Genomic DNA, 16,184 nt, shown 5'->3' on the forward strand with positions numbered 1-16,184 from the left:
AAAGCATGACTGGCTTTGCCGCGGCCAGTGTAACAACCGGCTCCACTACGGTCACCGTCGAAGTGCGCACCGTTAACAGCCGTTACCTCGACGTCCATTTTCGTTTGCCCGAAAACCTTCGCTCCTGCGAGCCTGCCCTGAAGAAATCGGTGCAGGGGCGACTGGCGAGGGGCAAAGTCGAGTTGCTGTTGCGCTGTGAGCACGACGAGGAGAATACGGTTCCCTCGATTAACAGCCAGGTTCTTGAGCGCTGGAGGGCGGCGCTGGTCAGCGTTGCCAAAGCGGTTCCCGAAGCGGGGACCCCCGACCCCTGGCAGCTGATCAATGCGCCGGGGGTCTTGAGTGCCACACCAATCGACAATGAGGCGCTGACCCATTCGGCGTTAACCGCCACCGAGCAGGCGCTCGACGCACTGGTTCGCCATCGATCGGAGGAGGGTCACCAACTGGCGGATTTTATTCGTTCTCGCTGTGTGCAAGTCCGCGACGAACTCGGCGCCCTGCGTCGCCATATTCCCGAACTGCAGGCATCACGGCGTCAGCGCATCAAAGACCGGATTGCGGAAGTGGTCACCGAGGCCAGTGATACACGACTCGAGGAGGAATTGGTGCTCTGGGCGCAGCGAGCTGATGTTGAGGAAGAGATGGATCGAATGGATGCCCATCTCGATGCCATTGAAACGGCACTTTCAGGTGGCGAGCCCTGTGGGAGGCGACTGGATTTTTTGATGCAGGAATTGAACCGGGAAGCCAATACACTGTCATCGAAATCTGCTTCACTACCCACGACCAGCAGCGCGGTAGAGTTTAAGGTGCTCATCGAACAGATGCGTGAACAAATCCAGAATATAGAGTGATCGAGGTAGCTTGAGTGTCAGCCGAGGGCTATAAGGGCCGCGTTATTACGATTTCTGCACCCAGTGGCGCAGGGAAAACATCGCTGGTTCGCGCCATGGTGGAGTCTGATCCGGGATTGGCGGTATCGATTTCCCACACCACCCGAATGCAACGACCCGGAGAACAGAATGGAATTAACTACCATTTTGTGGACACCGACACCTTTATTCGGATGCGCGACAACCAGGAACTCGTCGAGTGGGCAAAGGTGTTCGATAATTTCTACGGCACATCGCGGCAACAAGTCGATGCAATACAGCAGTCGGGTAAAGATGTGATCCTCGAGATCGACTGGCAGGGCGCCCGCCAGATGCGCCAGTGCCAACCTGATACCTGCTCTATCTTCATTCTGCCGCCGTCGCGAGCCGCGCTGCGCGACCGGCTCACCGGGCGTGGTCAGGATGGCGCTGAGGTGATCGATAAGCGCATGTCAGAGGCGACCAGCGAGATGTCCCATTACCCCGAGGCCGACTACATCGTCATGAACGATAATTTCGATACGGCGCTGGCGGATCTGCAGGCTATTGTCAGGGCGATGCGCCTCGAGAAAGCGAGCCAGGGCGCGCGACTCGCGTCAACGCTTCGGGCGCTGGTAGCGGACTAGCGGTTATATTTACCTGCGCAGCACCGGTGCTTTTCGGTATAATGGCCGGTCACCTTTTATTAATACCGAGGATTTACCGCATGGCACGAGTCACCGTAGAAGACTGCCTGGACAACGTTGATAACCGCTTCGAGCTCGTAATGCTCGCGTCCAAGCGCGCGCGTCAACTCGCGACCGGGGGCAAAGATCCCATGGTCGAAGAGGAATCCGACAAGCCCACCGTCATCGCGCTGCGGGAAATCGCTGAGGGTATGGTCACTCCCGACCTGCTGGCGCGAGAAACCGAAATCGAAGCCGAAGAGGAATTCGCCGCGAGTTTTGAGACACCTATACTCTAATAACGAACGGGGCCCGCTTTGGTAGCCACAACGTTTCAGGCGCTAAGCGGGTCACTCACCGATATCACCACCCGGCTGGGGTTGCGCACGCCCGCGCAAGCCGGCCACCTCATTGTCCACTCGCAGCAGGGCTCCCTCGATGCCCTGGAAAACGTCCTCAAGCGCTATCTTCCCGAAGAACAGATTGAGGCCGTCAAGCGCGCCTACTACTTTGCCGAACAAGCGCATTACGGGCAGGTTCGACGCAGCGGCGAACCCTATGTAACCCATCCCCTTGCTGTCGCAGGCATTCTCGCGAACATGCATCTGGATGCCCAATCCCTGCTCGCCGCGCTATTGCACGATGTTATCGAAGACACCGGCGTCACCAAGCACGATATCGCTGCCCAATTTGGCGACGACGTCGCCGATCTGGTCGATGGTGTCAGCAAGCTGACCCACATTGAGTTCGATAGTGCCGAACTGAAACAGGCAGAGAACTTCCAGAAAATGACCCTGGCGATGTCAAAAGACATTCGGGTAATCCTGGTCAAACTGGCGGACCGTCTGCACAACATGCGAACCCTTGGCGTGCTCAATCGCGACAAGATGCGGCGAATCGCCCGCGAAACGCTGGAAATCTATGCACCCATTGCCATGCGTCTTGGTATGAATGAAGTACGCATGGAATTCGAGGACCTGGGGTTCAGGGCGCTGCATCCAATGCGCTCTAAACGGATTGAAGCGGCGGTCATCAAGGCCCGGGGCAACCGCAAGGCGCTGGTTGAAAATATCCAGCAGCAGTTGTCAGATGCCCTCGATAATGAGGGCATTAGCGCAGACATCCTCGGACGCGAAAAACACCTTTACAGCATTTATCGCAAAATGAAGGTGAAGCGTAAGCTGTTCTCGGAAATTATGGACCTCTACGCGTTTCGCGTGGTCGTCGATACCGTCGATGCCTGCTATCGAACACTGGGCATCGTCCACAGTCTTTACAAGCCGGTGCCCGGTGAGTTCAACGACTACATCGCCATACCGAAAAGTAACGGCTATCAATCACTGCACACCGTGCTTAAAGGCATGAATGGCGTTCCCATCGAGATCCAGATTCGAACTCGGGAGATGGAGGATATGGCCAACAGCGGTGTTGCGGCGCATTGGCTTTACAAGACCGAGCAGGGAAGCACCAGCGCCTCTCATGCGAGGGCTAGGCAGTGGGTACAGGGCCTACTCGAGATGCAGGAGCGAACCGGAGACTCGCTGGAGTTCATTGAAAACGTCAAGATCGACCTGTTTCCGGACGAGGTTTATATATTCACCCCCAAAGGGGACATTATGGAGCTGCCGCGGGGTGCCACTGCCGTTGATTTCGCTTATGCCGTGCACACCGAGATCGGAAACCGCTGTGTCGCCTGCCGCATCAACAAGCGATTGGCGCCCCTGTCCGAAGCACTGGAGAGCGGCCAGAGCGTTGAAATTGTGACCTCACCCAGCGGTCGCCCAAGCCCTGCCTGGTTTAACTTTGTGGTCACGGCGCGAGCGCGCACCAATATCCGCCACTTCCTGAAGGATCAGCGTCGCGAGGATTCAGTAGAGCTGGGCAGCAATATTCTGGAAAAGGCCTTGCGTGCCTACGATACGCGGCTGCGGGATATCGATGAGCAACGCCTTGATCACTGCCTCGAGCGGTTCGGCCAAGCCAGTTTGGAAGCGCTGTATGTGGAAATTGGTGTGGGCAACCTGCTTCCCCACGTGGTAGCGGCCCAGCTCAGCCTTGGCAACAAAAATGACGATGACGCCACTCTCGAAGAGGCCGTGGCGATTCGGGGCAGTGAGGGTTTTGCGGTCACCTATGCAAAATGCTGCTGTCCGTTGCCTGGGGATCCGATTGCCGGCTACCTGAGCCAGGAGCGCGGCATCGTCGTGCATCGCGACGGCTGCGCCAACCTCAGCGAAAAGCGCGATCAGCCGGAGCGCTTGATGGCCCTGCGATGGGACGAAGAAATTGATGGGCAATTTGCCGTGGGGCTCCGCGTCGAAGCTGAGAATCGACGCGGCATTATCGCGGTCATTGCCAATCGCCTCAGTGTGATTGGGCTGAATATTGAACGTATTTCATCCCATGCCAGAGATACCCACTTCACCTATATCGATATGGAATTGAAGCTCAGTAGCCGAATACACCTCGCTCGAATCATGAAGCGGTTGCGTACCATTGATGGCGTTCGCAAGGTAACGCGAACCTCCCGACGCTAAATCCACAAATCCACGGAGATTGCTGTGACCAACAGAGCTATTATCGCCACCAACGACGCGCCCGCCGCCATCGGCCCCTACTCTCAGGCCGTAAAGGTAGGCAACACCGTATGGGTTTCTGGCCAGATTCCCCTTGATCCCGTCTCAATGACCCTCGTTGAGGGTGGTATCGAGGAACAGGCACATCAGGCGTTCAAGAACCTTGCCGCGATCGCAGCTGCCGCAGGGGGGTCGTTGAATAATGCGGTAAAAATCAATATTTCGGTGGTCGATCTTGGCGACTTCGCGACGGTTAACGGCATCATGAGCGACTATTTTGATGAGCCTTATCCCGCGAGGGCCTGTGTGCAGGTCGCCGCGCTGCCGAAATCCGCCGCTATCGAGATTGAAGCCATTCTCGCGCTGTAAACCGAGCAACGGCTGCTACTGCGCTCGTTGTTCCCGATAACTATCGATCAGTTCACGGTAACCTTCACGATAAGAGGGGTAGCGAAGCCGGTACCCGGTCTCGTGCAGGCGCCGATTACTGCAGCGGCGGTTTTTGCGGGGCGCTGTAGGTGTCGAGAGTGTCGGATTTTTTACTCCCAGCTGGTCAGCAAGCCATCCCTGAATCTCAGCGGCTGAGCACGGCGCATCATCTGATGCGATCAAGGTTTCCGGTAATTCTTGATTTGCTGCCGATTGCCGCAACAGGGATGACAGCACGCCCGCGAGATCCTCCCGGTGTATCCGGTTACTGAACTGGGTCGTATTGTTCGATACCGCCCCCTGAGCCACCTGCTGCAGAAGGCGCCCGGGCGGACTGCCGTAGAGACCCGAGGGCCGAATCACCGTACAGGCACCCAGCGCGCGGGCCGCGTTCTCGCCTTCAATAATGGCCGCCGAGCGGGGATCGCTAGTGTCTATCGGCGACTGCTCGTCGACCCAGCCTCCGTCGGCATCCCCATACACACGGGTCGACGAGACAAAAAAAAGGCGCTGGCAACACCTCATCACTGCGGTTTGCGCCAGTACGGAAAGGCTGTGCCAGTAACCGCGCTCATAGCCTGCAATATCTCGCGATGTGGGCAGAGGCGTAAAAACAATGAAATCTGGGGCTTCATCAGCCAGTGAGGACAGGCCACCTGAGCGGGTGTAATCGCCTTCCAGTCGCCTGAATTCCCGTGGCAACTGATCCGGGCTACGGCGTAAGGCGCTTATTTGCCAACCGCTGGCGGCGAGCTCAAGACCGACTCGAGTGCCTACATCGCCGCATCCCAGCAGTAAACAGTGTGGCTTGGCCAATTAATGTCTCCGGTGCGGTTATCATTCCCGATTATTATGACGATGTTTTGACGATGACCCCAGCCGACGAACAGGGAAGCTCGCTGAACAGCTCGATTACGCGGTTGCGCGGTGTAGGTCCCAAGCTCGCAGAAAAGCTGGCAGACCTGGGCATACGCGCGATCGAGGATCTGCTGTTTTACTTCCCGATACGCTACGAAGACCGTACCCGGGTAACGCCCATCGCAGCCTTGCGTGACGGCGTCAATGCGGTGGTTGTCGCCGAAGTCACCCTCGCCAGTATTGTCCCTGGACGACGGCGAGCGTTGGTTGCAAAAGTCGCCGACGGAAGCGGTGTGATGAGTCTGCGCCTGTTCCATTTTCGAAACGCCCAGCTGAAACAGTTTTCGCCAGGCGCACCGATTATGCTGTACGGACAGCCGCGACGGGGTAGCGGGGCCGTGGAAATGGTCCACCCCGAATACCGAATCGGCAGTGAAACGCCGGAACTGGAATCCCATTTAACCCCCGTCTATCCGACCATTGAAGGCCTGGGGCAAGCCCTGTGGAGGCGTTTGTGCGGGCAAGCATTGACAGTACTGGACAAGGAACCACCGCCTGACCTGCTATCTCCCTATTACTCGGGTAGCTTCGGCTGGGTAGAGGCCTTGCGGTTTCTTCATCACCCGCCTCCCGACGCACGCCTTGAGTCCATCATTGAATGCGACCATCCCGCGCAACTTCGTCTCGCCCTCGAGGAACTCGTGGCGCACCAACTGTCGATGCGCCAGCTTCGTGAAAAAGAGCGTGAACAGCCCGCTCCGCCCCTGCGAGGATCGGGAGCGCTTAGAAGGCAGCTGCTGGCATCACTACCGTTCCAACCCACTGCTGCTCAGGAGCGTGTGAGTAGCGAGATATTGGATGACCTGAGCAGGCCAACACCGATGCTCCGGTTAGTTCAGGGTGATGTCGGTTCCGGCAAGACGCTGGTAGCCGCAATCGCCGCACTGGAAGCGATTGATGCCGGTTTCCAGGTCGCGCTAATGGCGCCAACAGAGCTGCTGGCGGAGCAGCATCTGCAGAATTTCAAGACCTGGTTTTCTCCACTGGGTATCGAGGTGGGATGGCTGACCGGTCGGGTCAAAGGAAAACAGCGTCAAGCAATACTGGCGGCGGTTACCGCTGGCGATAGCAAGATCCTCGTTGGGACACACGCCTTGTTTCAGGATGACGTCAGTTTCGCCCGGCTGGGGCTCGTAATTGTCGACGAACAACACCGATTCGGAGTCCACCAACGGCTCTCCCTGACCGAGAAAGGGGGCAACTCGGGACACCCCCATCAATTGGTGCTTACCGCCACGCCCATTCCACGAACCCTGTCGATGGTCGCCTACGCCGACCTTGACTGCTCCATCATCGATGAACTCCCTCCGGGGCGAACGCCCGTACAGACCACACTACTCGACAACAGTCGGCGCGCCGCTGTTATCGAGCGCGTCGGCGTCGCTTGCGGCGAGGGCCGCCAGGCTTATTGGGTCTGCACGGTGATCGATGAAAGCGACACACTGACGGTGCAGGCCGCCGAGGCCACCGCCGGGCATCTGACTGGAGCGCTGCCTGACACGGTTCGAGTCGGATTGATTCACGGACGCCTTCCGGGATCAGAGAAAGAGTCTGTGATGGCCGCTTTCAAACGCGGGGACATCGACTTGCTCGTGGCGACAACTGTGATCGAAGTCGGGGTCGACGTCGCCAATGCCAGTCTGATGATCATCGAAAATCCCGAGCGCCTGGGCCTGGCCCAATTGCATCAGCTCAGGGGCAGAGTCGGGCGAGGAGCGGACAAAAGTCATTGTCTGTTGCTTTACCAGACTCCGCTGAGCCAAACCGCAAGAGCAAGGCTCAATGTCATGCGCGACAGCAATGACGGCTTCTTCATCGCCGAGCAGGACCTTCGGCTTCGTGGACCCGGCGAACTACTGGGCACACGGCAGACCGGCCTCGCCCAGTTCAGAGTGGCGAAACTACCTGAGCATGAGGCGCTATTGGATCAGGTACAGGTCATCAGCGACCGTATCGCCGCTGAATCGCCGGAGACCGCCAGGGCCTTGCTTGATCGCTGGATGGCGGGGCGTGACAGCTACGGTCGCGTCTGAGCACTCTCCCCCCCAGGCGACGAGGTTTCCGCTACCATTAGCAGAAATCACGCAAACGTTTTTCTCCCATGACCAGTGCCGACTACACCGGTTCGCCGCAGCCCAAACTCCGCGCGCTTATCGAAATCATGCGTTTCGACAAGCCCATAGGTACCTTTTTGTTGATGGCGCCTACCCTATGGGGATTGGTGCTTGCGAATCGGGGTTTACCGCCTATCGATCTTCTCGCCATTTTCTTTCTCGGCGCCGTCGTCATGCGCGCCGCCGGCTGCACCGCCAATGACCTCGCCGACCGTGAGCTCGATGGGTTTGTGGAACGTACACGGCAACGACCCCTGGTCACGGGCGCACTTTCGGGTACCGAAGCGCTGGTATTGATGGTGGTGCTACTCGCCCTGGCACTGGGTCTGGTGATGTTGACCAACCCACTCACGATCACACTATCGCTGGCGGGAGTGGTGCTGGCCATTATCTATCCCTTTATGAAACGGATTACCCATCTGCCCCAGCTGGTATTGGGCACCGCGTTCTCCTGGAGTATTCCCATGGCATTCGCGGCCAGTCTCGACGCACTGCCGGTGGAGCTGTGGTGGCTTTTTGCTGCCAATTTGTTGTGGACAGTGGTGTACGACACCCAATACGCCATGGTCGATCGTGAAGATGATCTGTCGATTGGTATCAAATCGACCGCGATACTTTTTGGCGGCCTCGATGTGCGCATCATCGCCCTGCTTCAACTCGCCTGTATTCTTTGCTTTATTGGCTGCGGTGTCGCCTTTGACCTGGGTTTCCCCTGGTATCTCGCGGTGGCCGCCGTTGGGGCCCTGTTTTGCTGGCATTTAAGGCTGATTCGCGACCGCGATCGAGCGGCCTGTTTCAAAGCCTTTAATCAGGCGCGCTGGATTGGTGCGATTATTCTGGCGGGGTTGTTGGGACAATTCCTGCTCCCCGGCGTATAACCCCACTCAATCAACAGCGACACCCTGATGGAACTGAGCGTACACCACAGCATTGGTGAACTGGCGGCCTCCGATTGGCTTTCCTGGTTCGGCGATGACTATCCGTTCATCAGCCACGCTTTCCTGCTGGGTCTGGAACAAACCGGCTGTACCGGTGCCAATCAGGGCTGGCAACCGTCCCACTTGGTACTGCGCGAGGCCAACAAAGTCATCGCCGCCGTGCCCGCCTTTCTTAAAACACACTCCTATGGCGAGTATGTTTTTGATTGGGCGTGGGCCGACGCGTGGGAGCGCAGTGGTAAGCGGTACTACCCAAAGCTGGTCACAGCGGCACCTTTCACGCCGGCATCCGGACCCAGGGTTTTTCTTGATCCTGAGACCCCCGATGCCTTGGAAAAGCTGGTGTCTGCGGTCGGTCTGTGGTGTCGGGAAAGGGAGTTATCGAGCTGGCACCTGCTGTTTTGCGCGGAACCGGTCTCGGATCGACTTTCAGATCTGGGTTTACATCAGCGTCTCACGACACAATTTCATTGGTACAACCACGACTACTCATCGTTCGATGACTTTTTAGCCACCTGTAGCAGCCGAAAACGGAAAAATCTGCGCAAGGAGCGGGCCCGTGTTGCAGATCAGGGTCTCTCGATTCGCACCCTGAGTGGTCGTGAGGCGACAGCGGAAGACTGGCGAGTCTTTCACCGTTGTTATCAACATACCTATGCCAAACGAAGTGGCCACGGGGGCTATCTCACCCGCGAGTTTTTTACCGACATCTGCCCAACGCTGGACAGCACCGTTCTGGTGTTGGCTGATGACGACCAGGGGCCGGTTGCTGGCGCGCTTTATTTCCAGTCCAGTGACACCCTGTACGGGCGCTACTGGGGATGCCTCAGGGAATACGAACACCTTCATTTCGAGGCCTGTTACTACCGGGGTATCGAATACTGCATTGAGCGCGGCCTTCGCCGTTTTGATCCCGGCGCCCAGGGTGAGCATAAAATCCAGCGCGGCTTTGAGCCGACACTCACCTATTCCAACCACTGGGTAGCCGCTGAGGAGTTTAATCAGGCATTGAGCGCGTTCTGTATTCGAGAAGGTGAGCACGTCCGCGAGTACTGTGAAGCGGCACGAGACCTATTGCCGTTTAAAGCGACCGAATAAACTACGGCGCAGCATCGCGAAGAAAAACCGGCGATTCCGGCGTCGAGCCCTGCGCTGAATACCGGTAGCCCTCGCTCGAAAAGCTGGATAGAGCGCCGGGCTCATTGATTCCCTCACGGATAATATGTCGGGCCATTAAACCTCGCGCCTTTTTGGCGTAAAAGCTGATGATTTTATAGTTGTCGCCTTTCTTGTCCTTAAACACGGGGGTGATAATGTCTGCGTTCACCTGTTTGGTCTTGATGGCCTTGAAATACTCATTGGACGCCAGGTTGACGAGAACATCGCTACCGCTGCCGCGCAGCTGTTTATTGATCAGTCGGGTAATGTCGTCGCCCCAGAACTCGTAAAGGTTCTTGCCGCCACGGTTGGCAAAGCGAAGTCCCATCTCGAGCCGGTAGGGCTGCATCAGATCCAGCGGTCGCAGCAAACCATAAAGCCCGGAAAGAATCCGCAAATGCTTTTGCGCAAACGCCAGCTCCTCTTTCGACAGCGTCTCGGCCTCAAGCCCCGAGTAAACATCTCCCCGGAAAGCGAGCACGGCCTGTTTGGCATTGTCGAGACTAAACTCTCGATTCCAGTTCATAAAACGCTCATGATTCAAGGAAGCAATCGACTCACTGACACCCATCAACTCCCGGATCTGGGCGGGATCGAGCGCTCGCGCGTCTTCGACCAGCTGCTCCGCCTGATCGAGGAACTGCGGCAGCGTTTTCCGGCGGGTGGTTGGTGTCGTTTCGAAGTCAAGGGTCTTCGCGGGTGAAAGCAACGTGAGCACGGCAAACCTCATTCACAATAAATTAAGACAAGGGATGATACCCTTGCCGCGGCTCTGAAAAAACGGAACCGACTGTGGTTTTTATCTCTGCTATGACACGCGTCCTCGAGAGTGCCATTACGGCACTGGGAAGGGCCATCGCCTGGCTGGTGCCCGCTATGGCGCTACTGACATTTATTATCGTCGTCATGCGCTATGGCTTTTCCACCGGCGCAATGGCCGCACAGGAAGCGGTGTTATACATGCACAGCGCCGTTTTTATGCTCGGCGCTGCCTATACCCTGGCTGCCGATGAGCATGTCAGGGTCGATATTCTGTATCACCGGTTTTCCCCACGGGGCAGGACCTGGGTCAATGTCATCGGCCATGTCATTTTTACCCTCCCGATTTGTGCGCTCATTTGCTTCTCCAGCCTCGATTACGTGACCAGCTCCTGGTCTATCCGGGAAACCTCAGCCGAAACCGGTGGTATTCCCGCCGTATTTCTACTGAAAACCCTCATTCCGATCATGGCAACACTACTCGCTGCTCAGGCCCTGATTGAGATTGTCCGGGGCGTGACACAACTTTGTGGGGTGCATGATGGGCGGCGGTGATCTAGCGATACTGCTTTTTGCCTCGATCTGCGTACTTTTGATGCTGGGCTTCCCGGTAGCACTCACCCTGGCCGGCACTGCACTGGGCTTTGCTGGCCTGGGCATTATTCTTGAGCTGTTCGATGCAAGCTACTTCAATGCGTTGCCCGGGCGAATTTTTGGCACCATGAACAACACGATCCTGGTCGCTGTGCCGTTATTTATTTTCATGGGCAATGTGTTGGAAAGGGCTCGGGTGGCCGAAGAATTGCTCATTAATATGGCGCGTTTGTTCGGTCGACGACCCGGCGGCATTGGTGTCTCGGTCATTATCGTCGGAGCACTACTTGCTGCCAGTACCGGCATTGTTGGCGCCACCGTGGTGACTATGGCGCTGCTTTCCCTGCCCAGTATGTTGAAAGCCGGCTACCGGACAACATTGGCAACAGGGACGATTTGCGCCACGGGCACGCTGGGCCAGATCATCCCGCCATCGATCGCGTTGGTACTGCTGGGTGATATCATGGCAACGGCCAATCAGCAGGCCCAGCTGAGTGGTGCCAGCACAACAGGCACCGTCTCGGTAGGCGATCTCTTTGTCGGTGCACTGATTCCCGGACTGATACTGGTAGGACTCTACATACTGTACGTTTTGGCCGTTGCTCGATTCAAGCCGGAGGCGGCGCCCCCCGCCGAATCAGAGGCGGTCTCACTCGGTGCGCTGCTGCATGGACTCATCCCCCCGGTTTTGCTTATGAGCCTGGTGCTGGGATCGATCCTCCTTGGGGCCGCAACGCCGACCGAGGCCGCCGGAGTTGGCGCCGTATGTGCCCTCGCGCTAGCGGCATCCCGGGGAGAGTTATCAATCGCCATGGTCCGCGATGCTGCCCAATCGACGGTACGCATCACCAGTATGGTGTTCACCATTCTGATCGGTGCGGCTGTGTTTTCGCTGGTATTTCGTGGCCTCGGCGGAGATGTGGTCATCGAGGAGTTCTTCACCACTATGGAGGGTGGTCCCACCGCAGCGCTACTGCTGGTGATGCTCGGAATCTTCCTGCTGGGCTTTATCCTCGATTTTATTGAAATCACCTTTGTTGTCGTGCCCCTTGTGGGGCCTATTCTTATCGCCCTGGGCTTCGACCCCATCTGGCTTGCCATCATGATCGCCATCAACCTGCAGACGTCGTTTTTGACCCCACCCTTTGGTTTCGCCCTTTTTTATCTTCGCGGGGTTGCGGACGCTTCAGTACCCACGGGAGCCATATACCGCGGTGTTGTACCCTTCATCGTTATCCAGTTAGGCCTTTTATTCACACTTTGGCTGTTCCCGGCACTGGCCACGTGGTTGCCAAAGCTGGTTGCTGGATGAAGTTAGGGTAGACTCCAGCCACCAAGCCCTTTAAAAATTGCGCTCCACTACTTCCGAAGCCACCGAGATCGAGAAGTCATGCAGGATATTGACAGTACGCCGACGCCACAGGGCGACCTGGCCTTACAGACAATTGCCATGCCCAAGGATACCAACGCCAGTGGCGACATCTTTGGCGGCTGGTTGTTATCACAGATGGATCTGGCGGGGGCCATCACGGCCGAAGAAACCGCAGGCCGCAGAATAGCAACCGTCGCCATCGAAGGTATGGCCTTTCTCACCCCCGTTCACGTCGGAGCGGTGGTCAGCTGCTACTGTGACGTTATCGAAATCGGGCGAAGTTCAATGCGAATCGTGGTCGAAGTCTGGATCAATTCCCGACACGACGGAGAGCCCATAAAAGTGACCGAAGGTATCTTCGTTTTTGTGGCCATCGATGAAAACGGGCGGACGCGGCACATTAATCCCGATTAGCCTGCCCCGCACCCGGAGAAGTGGAACCTGAAACTTCCGCGCGAAGATTCAGATAAGCCCGCTCGGAAATATCGTGATAAGCAGTGACCTGCTGCTCGAACTCCCGATAAGACGCCTCAATACGATTGGCAAGCGGGCTGGTTTTGGCCATGCGCAACCGAGCATTTAGCGCTTCAGCATAAAGCGCTTCCACTACCGATGGCGGCAGCTCCCGGAGCTTGGTGCCGTCGGCAATCAGTGATTGCAGCGCCTCGTTATTACGCGCGGTATAAAAATCGAGGGTATCCTGATTTACCGCCCGTGCAGCGCCCTCAATAATGGCCCTTAGGTCGTCAGGAAGGCCTGCGTACACGTCGCCGTTAATCGTTATTTCCAGAATCGTGCCGGGCTCGTGCCAGCCCGGATAATAATAATATTCCGCCACATCCTGTAGGCCCATGGTGCGGTCATTGAACGGACCTACCCATTCAACCGCGTCGATGACCCCGGTTTGCATCGATGTGTAGATCTCGCCGCCGGCAATTCTGACCGAGCTGCCGCCAATACCACTGAATACCTCACCCGCCATACCGGGAATGCGCATCATCAGACCCTCGACATCGTCGACGGAATTGAGCGCTTTATTGAACCAGCCCGCCATTTGTACCCCGGTACTGCCCGCGGCGAAGGGAACCAGATTAAATGGGGCATAGAGCTCACGCCACAACTCAAGCCCCCCACCGTAGTGGAGCCACGCGTTCATTTCCTGGGTCGTCATGCCAAAGGGAATCGCCGTGAAATAAACGGATGCGGGTATCTTTCCTTTCCAATAATACGCCGCGCCATAGCCCAGCTCGGCGACGCCCTGTGATACCGCATCAAACACCTCGAAAGCCTGAACAATTTCACCGGCACCGTATACCGTAATATCGATGCGGCCGTTGCTCATGGCGCGCACCCGACGTGCGAACTCCTCAGGTGCAGTGCCCAGCCCGGGAAAATTCTTCGGGAAAGTGGTGACCATCTTCCAGCGATACTGTGCGGCGTCGGCGGCGTTTCCTGTGTTGGCACCTGTCTTGTCCTGCGCTACACCAGTAACCCAGAGTCCGGTAACCAGCGCCAACAGTGCCAGTAACGCCACCACTACTGCGGGTAAAATCTGTCTCTCATTCATACCCATCGTGCCTCATAAGCTCTGCAGGTTCGCGTACTGTAAAACCAACCATTTGCTGCCCTCGGCGAAACTGACTTCGACCCGCGCATTGGCGCCGCGACCCTCGAAATTAGTGATAATTCCCTCACCAAATACTTGATGTAAGACCCGCTGTCCCAGGCTGACGCCCGCCTCGTCATGGGCCCGACTCGGGTCAGGAGCAAACGTGGAAAGCGGGCGAGAAACACTCGACCCAAGACGAACCTCATGGATCAGCTCGGCGGGGATTTCACGCACAAATCGCGAGGGGGTGTTGTAGCTCTCGCTGCCATGTAGCCTGCGGCTCTCAGCATAAGTCATCACCAACTGTTGCATAGCGCGGGTAATCCCCACGTAGCACAGTCTCCGCTCCTCCTCGAGACGCCCGGGTTCCTCAACGGACATGCGGTGGGGGAAGAGGTTTTCCTCCATCCCTGCTAGAAACACCAGAGGAAACTCCAGCCCCTTCGCCGAGTGCAAGGTCATCAACTGCACGCTGTCCTCATGAGCCTCGGCCTGTGCGTCACCGGCATCGAGTGCAGCGTTGTCGAGAAACTGCTGCAACGGAGACAGCGACTCATCCTCGGCAATAAATGTTTTCGCTGCAGACACCAGTTCCTCGAGGTTTTCCACTCGTGCCTGGCCGCGCTCACCTTTTTCAGCACGATGATAATCCAGCAGCCCGCTCGCATTAATCAGGTGCTCGGTCAGCGCTTCCAAGGAATACGAAAGCGTTGTGGAATCGAGCTCATCAATCAACACCTGAAAGCCTGTGACTGCTGTTAACGCCCGGGTGGTGAGCAGCTTTTGCTCTCTAGCGATGCCAATAGCCGCCCACAGGGATACACCGTGATCGCGGGCAATCTCACGAAGCTTGTCAATGGTTTTGCTGCCGATACCGCGGGGCGGGGTATTGATCACCCGTTCCAACGCGGGATCATCGGTACGCGTCAGCATCAGGCGCATATAGGCGAGGGCATTCCGGATCTCCAGGCGCTCATAAAAGCGTTGGCCCCCATAAATCCGATAGGGTAATCCGGCGCGGATCAGCGCCTCCTCCAGGACCCGGGACTGGGCATTCGAACGATACAGAATCGCCACCGAAGCACGATGGTTTCCATCGTCAATCCACCCCTGAGCACGCTCGACGATAAATCGGGCCTCATCCTGCTCATTGAACCCCGCATAAAGACTGATGGGCTCGCCACTCTCGCCATCGGTCCAAAGTTGCTTGCCAAGGCGACCAAAGTTGTGGGCGATCAGACCATTGGCAGCGCTGAGAATAGTTTGTGTGGACCGATAGTTCTGCTCCAGCCTGACCACGGTAGCGCTTGCGAAGTCCTGCTGGAACCGTTGTATATTTTCAATTTTTGCGCCTCGCCAGCCATAGATAGACTGGTCGTCATCACCGACCGCCACCACCGGTATCTGCTCTCCAGCCAGTACCCGGAGCCACGCGTACTGTATGGTATTGGTGTCCTGAAACTCATCCACCAGAATCGCCCGAAAACGCCCCTGGTAATGTGCCAGAGTCTCGGGAGAGTTGAGCCACAATTCGTGGGCCCGGAGCAATAGCTCGGCAAAATCGACCAAACCGCCGCGTTCGCAGGCCGTCTCATAGGCCGAATAGATTGTGAGCATGGTTTTCGCGTACAAATCGCCGAAGGGCGGCTCGATATGACGTGCCCTGAGCCCCTCGTCTTTTTGGCCATTGATATACCACTGCGCCTGCTTTGGCGGCCATCGAGATTCATCAAGATCAAGCTCACGGCAGACACGCTTTACAAGGCGCAACTGGTCATCGCTGTCCAGAATCTGGAAGTTTTGCGGCAGGTTGGCCGCTTTCCAGTGTGCCTTGAGCAGTCGGTGCGCAAGACCGTGAAAAGTGCCTATCCAGAGTCCATGGGTGGGCAACTGCAACATGGACTCGATGCGACCCCGCATCTCCCGCGCCGCCTTATTGGTAAATGTCACCGCCAGTACCGCATTGGGTGAATAATTTTCGGCGCGAATAAGCCAGGCTATGCGATGCACCAGCACTCGCGTCTTGCCGGACCCGGCCCCGGCGAGCACCAACTGATGGCTAGGCTCGGCCGCTACCGCCTGGCGTTGCGCATCATTGAGCGGGTTGAGAATTTCCGATACATCCATAGCGGCAGTTTACCGAAAAAAGCACGACGAACTCCCGCGCTAATGTGGAT

Annotated in this window: 15 protein-coding genes; 11 read left to right on the plus strand and 4 right to left on the minus strand. The window is 57.1% G+C overall.

Annotated features, from left to right (window positions below; genetic code table 11):
* Window positions 1-5: 5 nt before the first annotated feature.
* The 5 genes from NOR51B_RS04375 (at window position 6) to NOR51B_RS04395 (ending at window position 4,485) form a co-directional block, all read left to right on the plus strand.
* Window positions 6-857 (plus strand): YicC/YloC family endoribonuclease, encoded by an 852-nt coding sequence (locus tag NOR51B_RS04375; protein ID WP_009018923.1) that lies wholly within the window; start codon window positions 6-8, stop codon window positions 855-857.
* A gap of 14 nt (window positions 858-871) precedes the next feature.
* Complete coding sequence (gene gmk / locus NOR51B_RS04380) at window positions 872-1,501, plus strand: guanylate kinase (protein WP_009020561.1); 630 nt, start codon at window positions 872-874, stop codon at window positions 1,499-1,501.
* A gap of 80 nt (window positions 1,502-1,581) precedes the next feature.
* Window positions 1,582-1,839 carry a DNA-directed RNA polymerase subunit omega gene (gene rpoZ / locus NOR51B_RS04385; RefSeq protein WP_009019264.1) on the plus strand — a complete coding sequence of 86 codons (258 nt, stop codon included), beginning with the start codon at window positions 1,582-1,584 and terminating at the stop codon, window positions 1,837-1,839.
* Window positions 1,840-1,857: 18 nt separating this feature from the next.
* On the plus strand, window positions 1,858-4,077 hold the full coding sequence (locus NOR51B_RS04390; RefSeq protein WP_009021499.1) for a RelA/SpoT family protein: 2,220 nt from the start codon (window positions 1,858-1,860) through the stop codon (window positions 4,075-4,077).
* 24 nt (window positions 4,078-4,101) lie between these two features.
* On the plus strand, window positions 4,102-4,485 hold the full coding sequence (locus NOR51B_RS04395) for a RidA family protein (RefSeq protein ID WP_009020118.1): 384 nt from the start codon (window positions 4,102-4,104) through the stop codon (window positions 4,483-4,485).
* 15 nt (window positions 4,486-4,500) lie between these two features.
* Here NOR51B_RS04395 and NOR51B_RS04400 read toward each other — a convergent pair whose 3' ends face one another.
* Entirely contained in the window at window positions 4,501-5,361 is an 861-nt protein-coding gene (locus NOR51B_RS04400; RefSeq protein ID WP_009020900.1) for an NAD-dependent epimerase/dehydratase family protein, read from the minus strand.
* Between NOR51B_RS04400 and recG the strand changes: the two genes are divergently transcribed.
* The 3 genes from recG (at window position 5,349) to NOR51B_RS04415 (ending at window position 9,613) form a co-directional block, all read left to right on the plus strand.
* A complete protein-coding gene (gene recG / locus NOR51B_RS04405; protein WP_009018848.1) occupies window positions 5,349-7,496 on the plus strand; it encodes an ATP-dependent DNA helicase RecG in 2,148 nt (715 codons plus the stop codon). The genes NOR51B_RS04400 and recG overlap by 13 nt on opposite strands.
* A gap of 68 nt (window positions 7,497-7,564) precedes the next feature.
* Window positions 7,565-8,455 carry a 4-hydroxybenzoate octaprenyltransferase gene (gene ubiA, locus NOR51B_RS04410; RefSeq protein ID WP_009020609.1) on the plus strand — a complete coding sequence of 297 codons (891 nt, stop codon included), beginning with the start codon at window positions 7,565-7,567 and terminating at the stop codon, window positions 8,453-8,455.
* A gap of 27 nt (window positions 8,456-8,482) precedes the next feature.
* Window positions 8,483-9,613: a GNAT family N-acetyltransferase gene (locus tag NOR51B_RS04415; protein WP_009020850.1), complete on the plus strand. Its 1,131-nt coding sequence runs from the start codon at window positions 8,483-8,485 to the stop codon at window positions 9,611-9,613.
* Window position 9,614: 1 nt separating this feature from the next.
* Here NOR51B_RS04415 and yaaA read toward each other — a convergent pair whose 3' ends face one another.
* The gene (gene yaaA / locus NOR51B_RS04420) at window positions 9,615-10,391 is read right to left on the minus strand and encodes a peroxide stress protein YaaA (RefSeq protein WP_040481760.1); all 777 of its coding nucleotides are present in this window, start codon (window positions 10,389-10,391) and stop codon (window positions 9,615-9,617) included.
* Window positions 10,392-10,483: 92 nt separating this feature from the next.
* Between yaaA and NOR51B_RS04425 the strand changes: the two genes are divergently transcribed.
* The 3 genes from NOR51B_RS04425 (at window position 10,484) to NOR51B_RS04435 (ending at window position 12,812) form a co-directional block, all read left to right on the plus strand.
* Window positions 10,484-10,987 (plus strand): TRAP transporter small permease subunit, encoded by a 504-nt coding sequence (locus NOR51B_RS04425; RefSeq protein WP_009021315.1) that lies wholly within the window; start codon window positions 10,484-10,486, stop codon window positions 10,985-10,987.
* The gene (locus NOR51B_RS04430) at window positions 10,974-12,338 is read left to right on the plus strand and encodes a TRAP transporter large permease (RefSeq protein ID WP_009019731.1); all 1,365 of its coding nucleotides are present in this window, start codon (window positions 10,974-10,976) and stop codon (window positions 12,336-12,338) included. The genes NOR51B_RS04425 and NOR51B_RS04430 overlap by 14 nt, the downstream gene beginning before the upstream one ends.
* Window positions 12,339-12,416: 78 nt before the next feature.
* Complete coding sequence (locus NOR51B_RS04435; RefSeq protein ID WP_009019721.1) at window positions 12,417-12,812, plus strand: acyl-CoA thioesterase; 396 nt, start codon at window positions 12,417-12,419, stop codon at window positions 12,810-12,812.
* On the opposite strand, the gene NOR51B_RS04440 is transcribed toward NOR51B_RS04435, so the two are convergent.
* The gene (locus NOR51B_RS04440; protein ID WP_009020966.1) at window positions 12,799-13,971 is read right to left on the minus strand and encodes a TRAP transporter substrate-binding protein; all 1,173 of its coding nucleotides are present in this window, start codon (window positions 13,969-13,971) and stop codon (window positions 12,799-12,801) included. The two genes, NOR51B_RS04435 and NOR51B_RS04440, sit on opposite strands and share 14 nt — an antisense overlap.
* Before the next feature lie 6 nt (window positions 13,972-13,977).
* Window positions 13,978-16,134 carry a DNA helicase II gene (uvrD, locus tag NOR51B_RS04445; protein WP_009019825.1) on the minus strand — a complete coding sequence of 719 codons (2,157 nt, stop codon included), beginning with the start codon at window positions 16,132-16,134 and terminating at the stop codon, window positions 13,978-13,980.
* Between the last annotated feature and the right edge of the window lie 50 nt (window positions 16,135-16,184).

The organism is Luminiphilus syltensis NOR5-1B (assembly GCF_000158175.1).
GTDB lineage: Bacteria > Pseudomonadota > Gammaproteobacteria > Pseudomonadales > Halieaceae > Luminiphilus > Luminiphilus syltensis.

Coding starts and splice junctions, on each gene's coding strand:
- ubiA (WP_009020609.1), top strand. CDS start 7,565: ATGACCAGTGCCGACTACACCGGTTCGCCGCAGCCCAAACTCCGCGCG.
- NOR51B_RS04430 (WP_009019731.1), top strand. CDS start 10,974: ATGGGCGGCGGTGATCTAGCGATACTGCTTTTTGCCTCGATCTGCGTA.
- NOR51B_RS04415 (WP_009020850.1), top strand. CDS start 8,483: ATGGAACTGAGCGTACACCACAGCATTGGTGAACTGGCGGCCTCCGAT.
- rpoZ (WP_009019264.1), top strand. CDS start 1,582: ATGGCACGAGTCACCGTAGAAGACTGCCTGGACAACGTTGATAACCGC.
- NOR51B_RS04425 (WP_009021315.1), top strand. CDS start 10,484: ATGACACGCGTCCTCGAGAGTGCCATTACGGCACTGGGAAGGGCCATC.
- uvrD (WP_009019825.1), bottom strand. CDS start 16,134: ATGGATGTATCGGAAATTCTCAACCCGCTCAATGATGCGCAACGCCAG.
- NOR51B_RS04375 (WP_009018923.1), top strand. CDS start 6: ATGACTGGCTTTGCCGCGGCCAGTGTAACAACCGGCTCCACTACGGTC.
- NOR51B_RS04440 (WP_009020966.1), bottom strand. CDS start 13,971: ATGGGTATGAATGAGAGACAGATTTTACCCGCAGTAGTGGTGGCGTTA.
- NOR51B_RS04435 (WP_009019721.1), top strand. CDS start 12,417: ATGCAGGATATTGACAGTACGCCGACGCCACAGGGCGACCTGGCCTTA.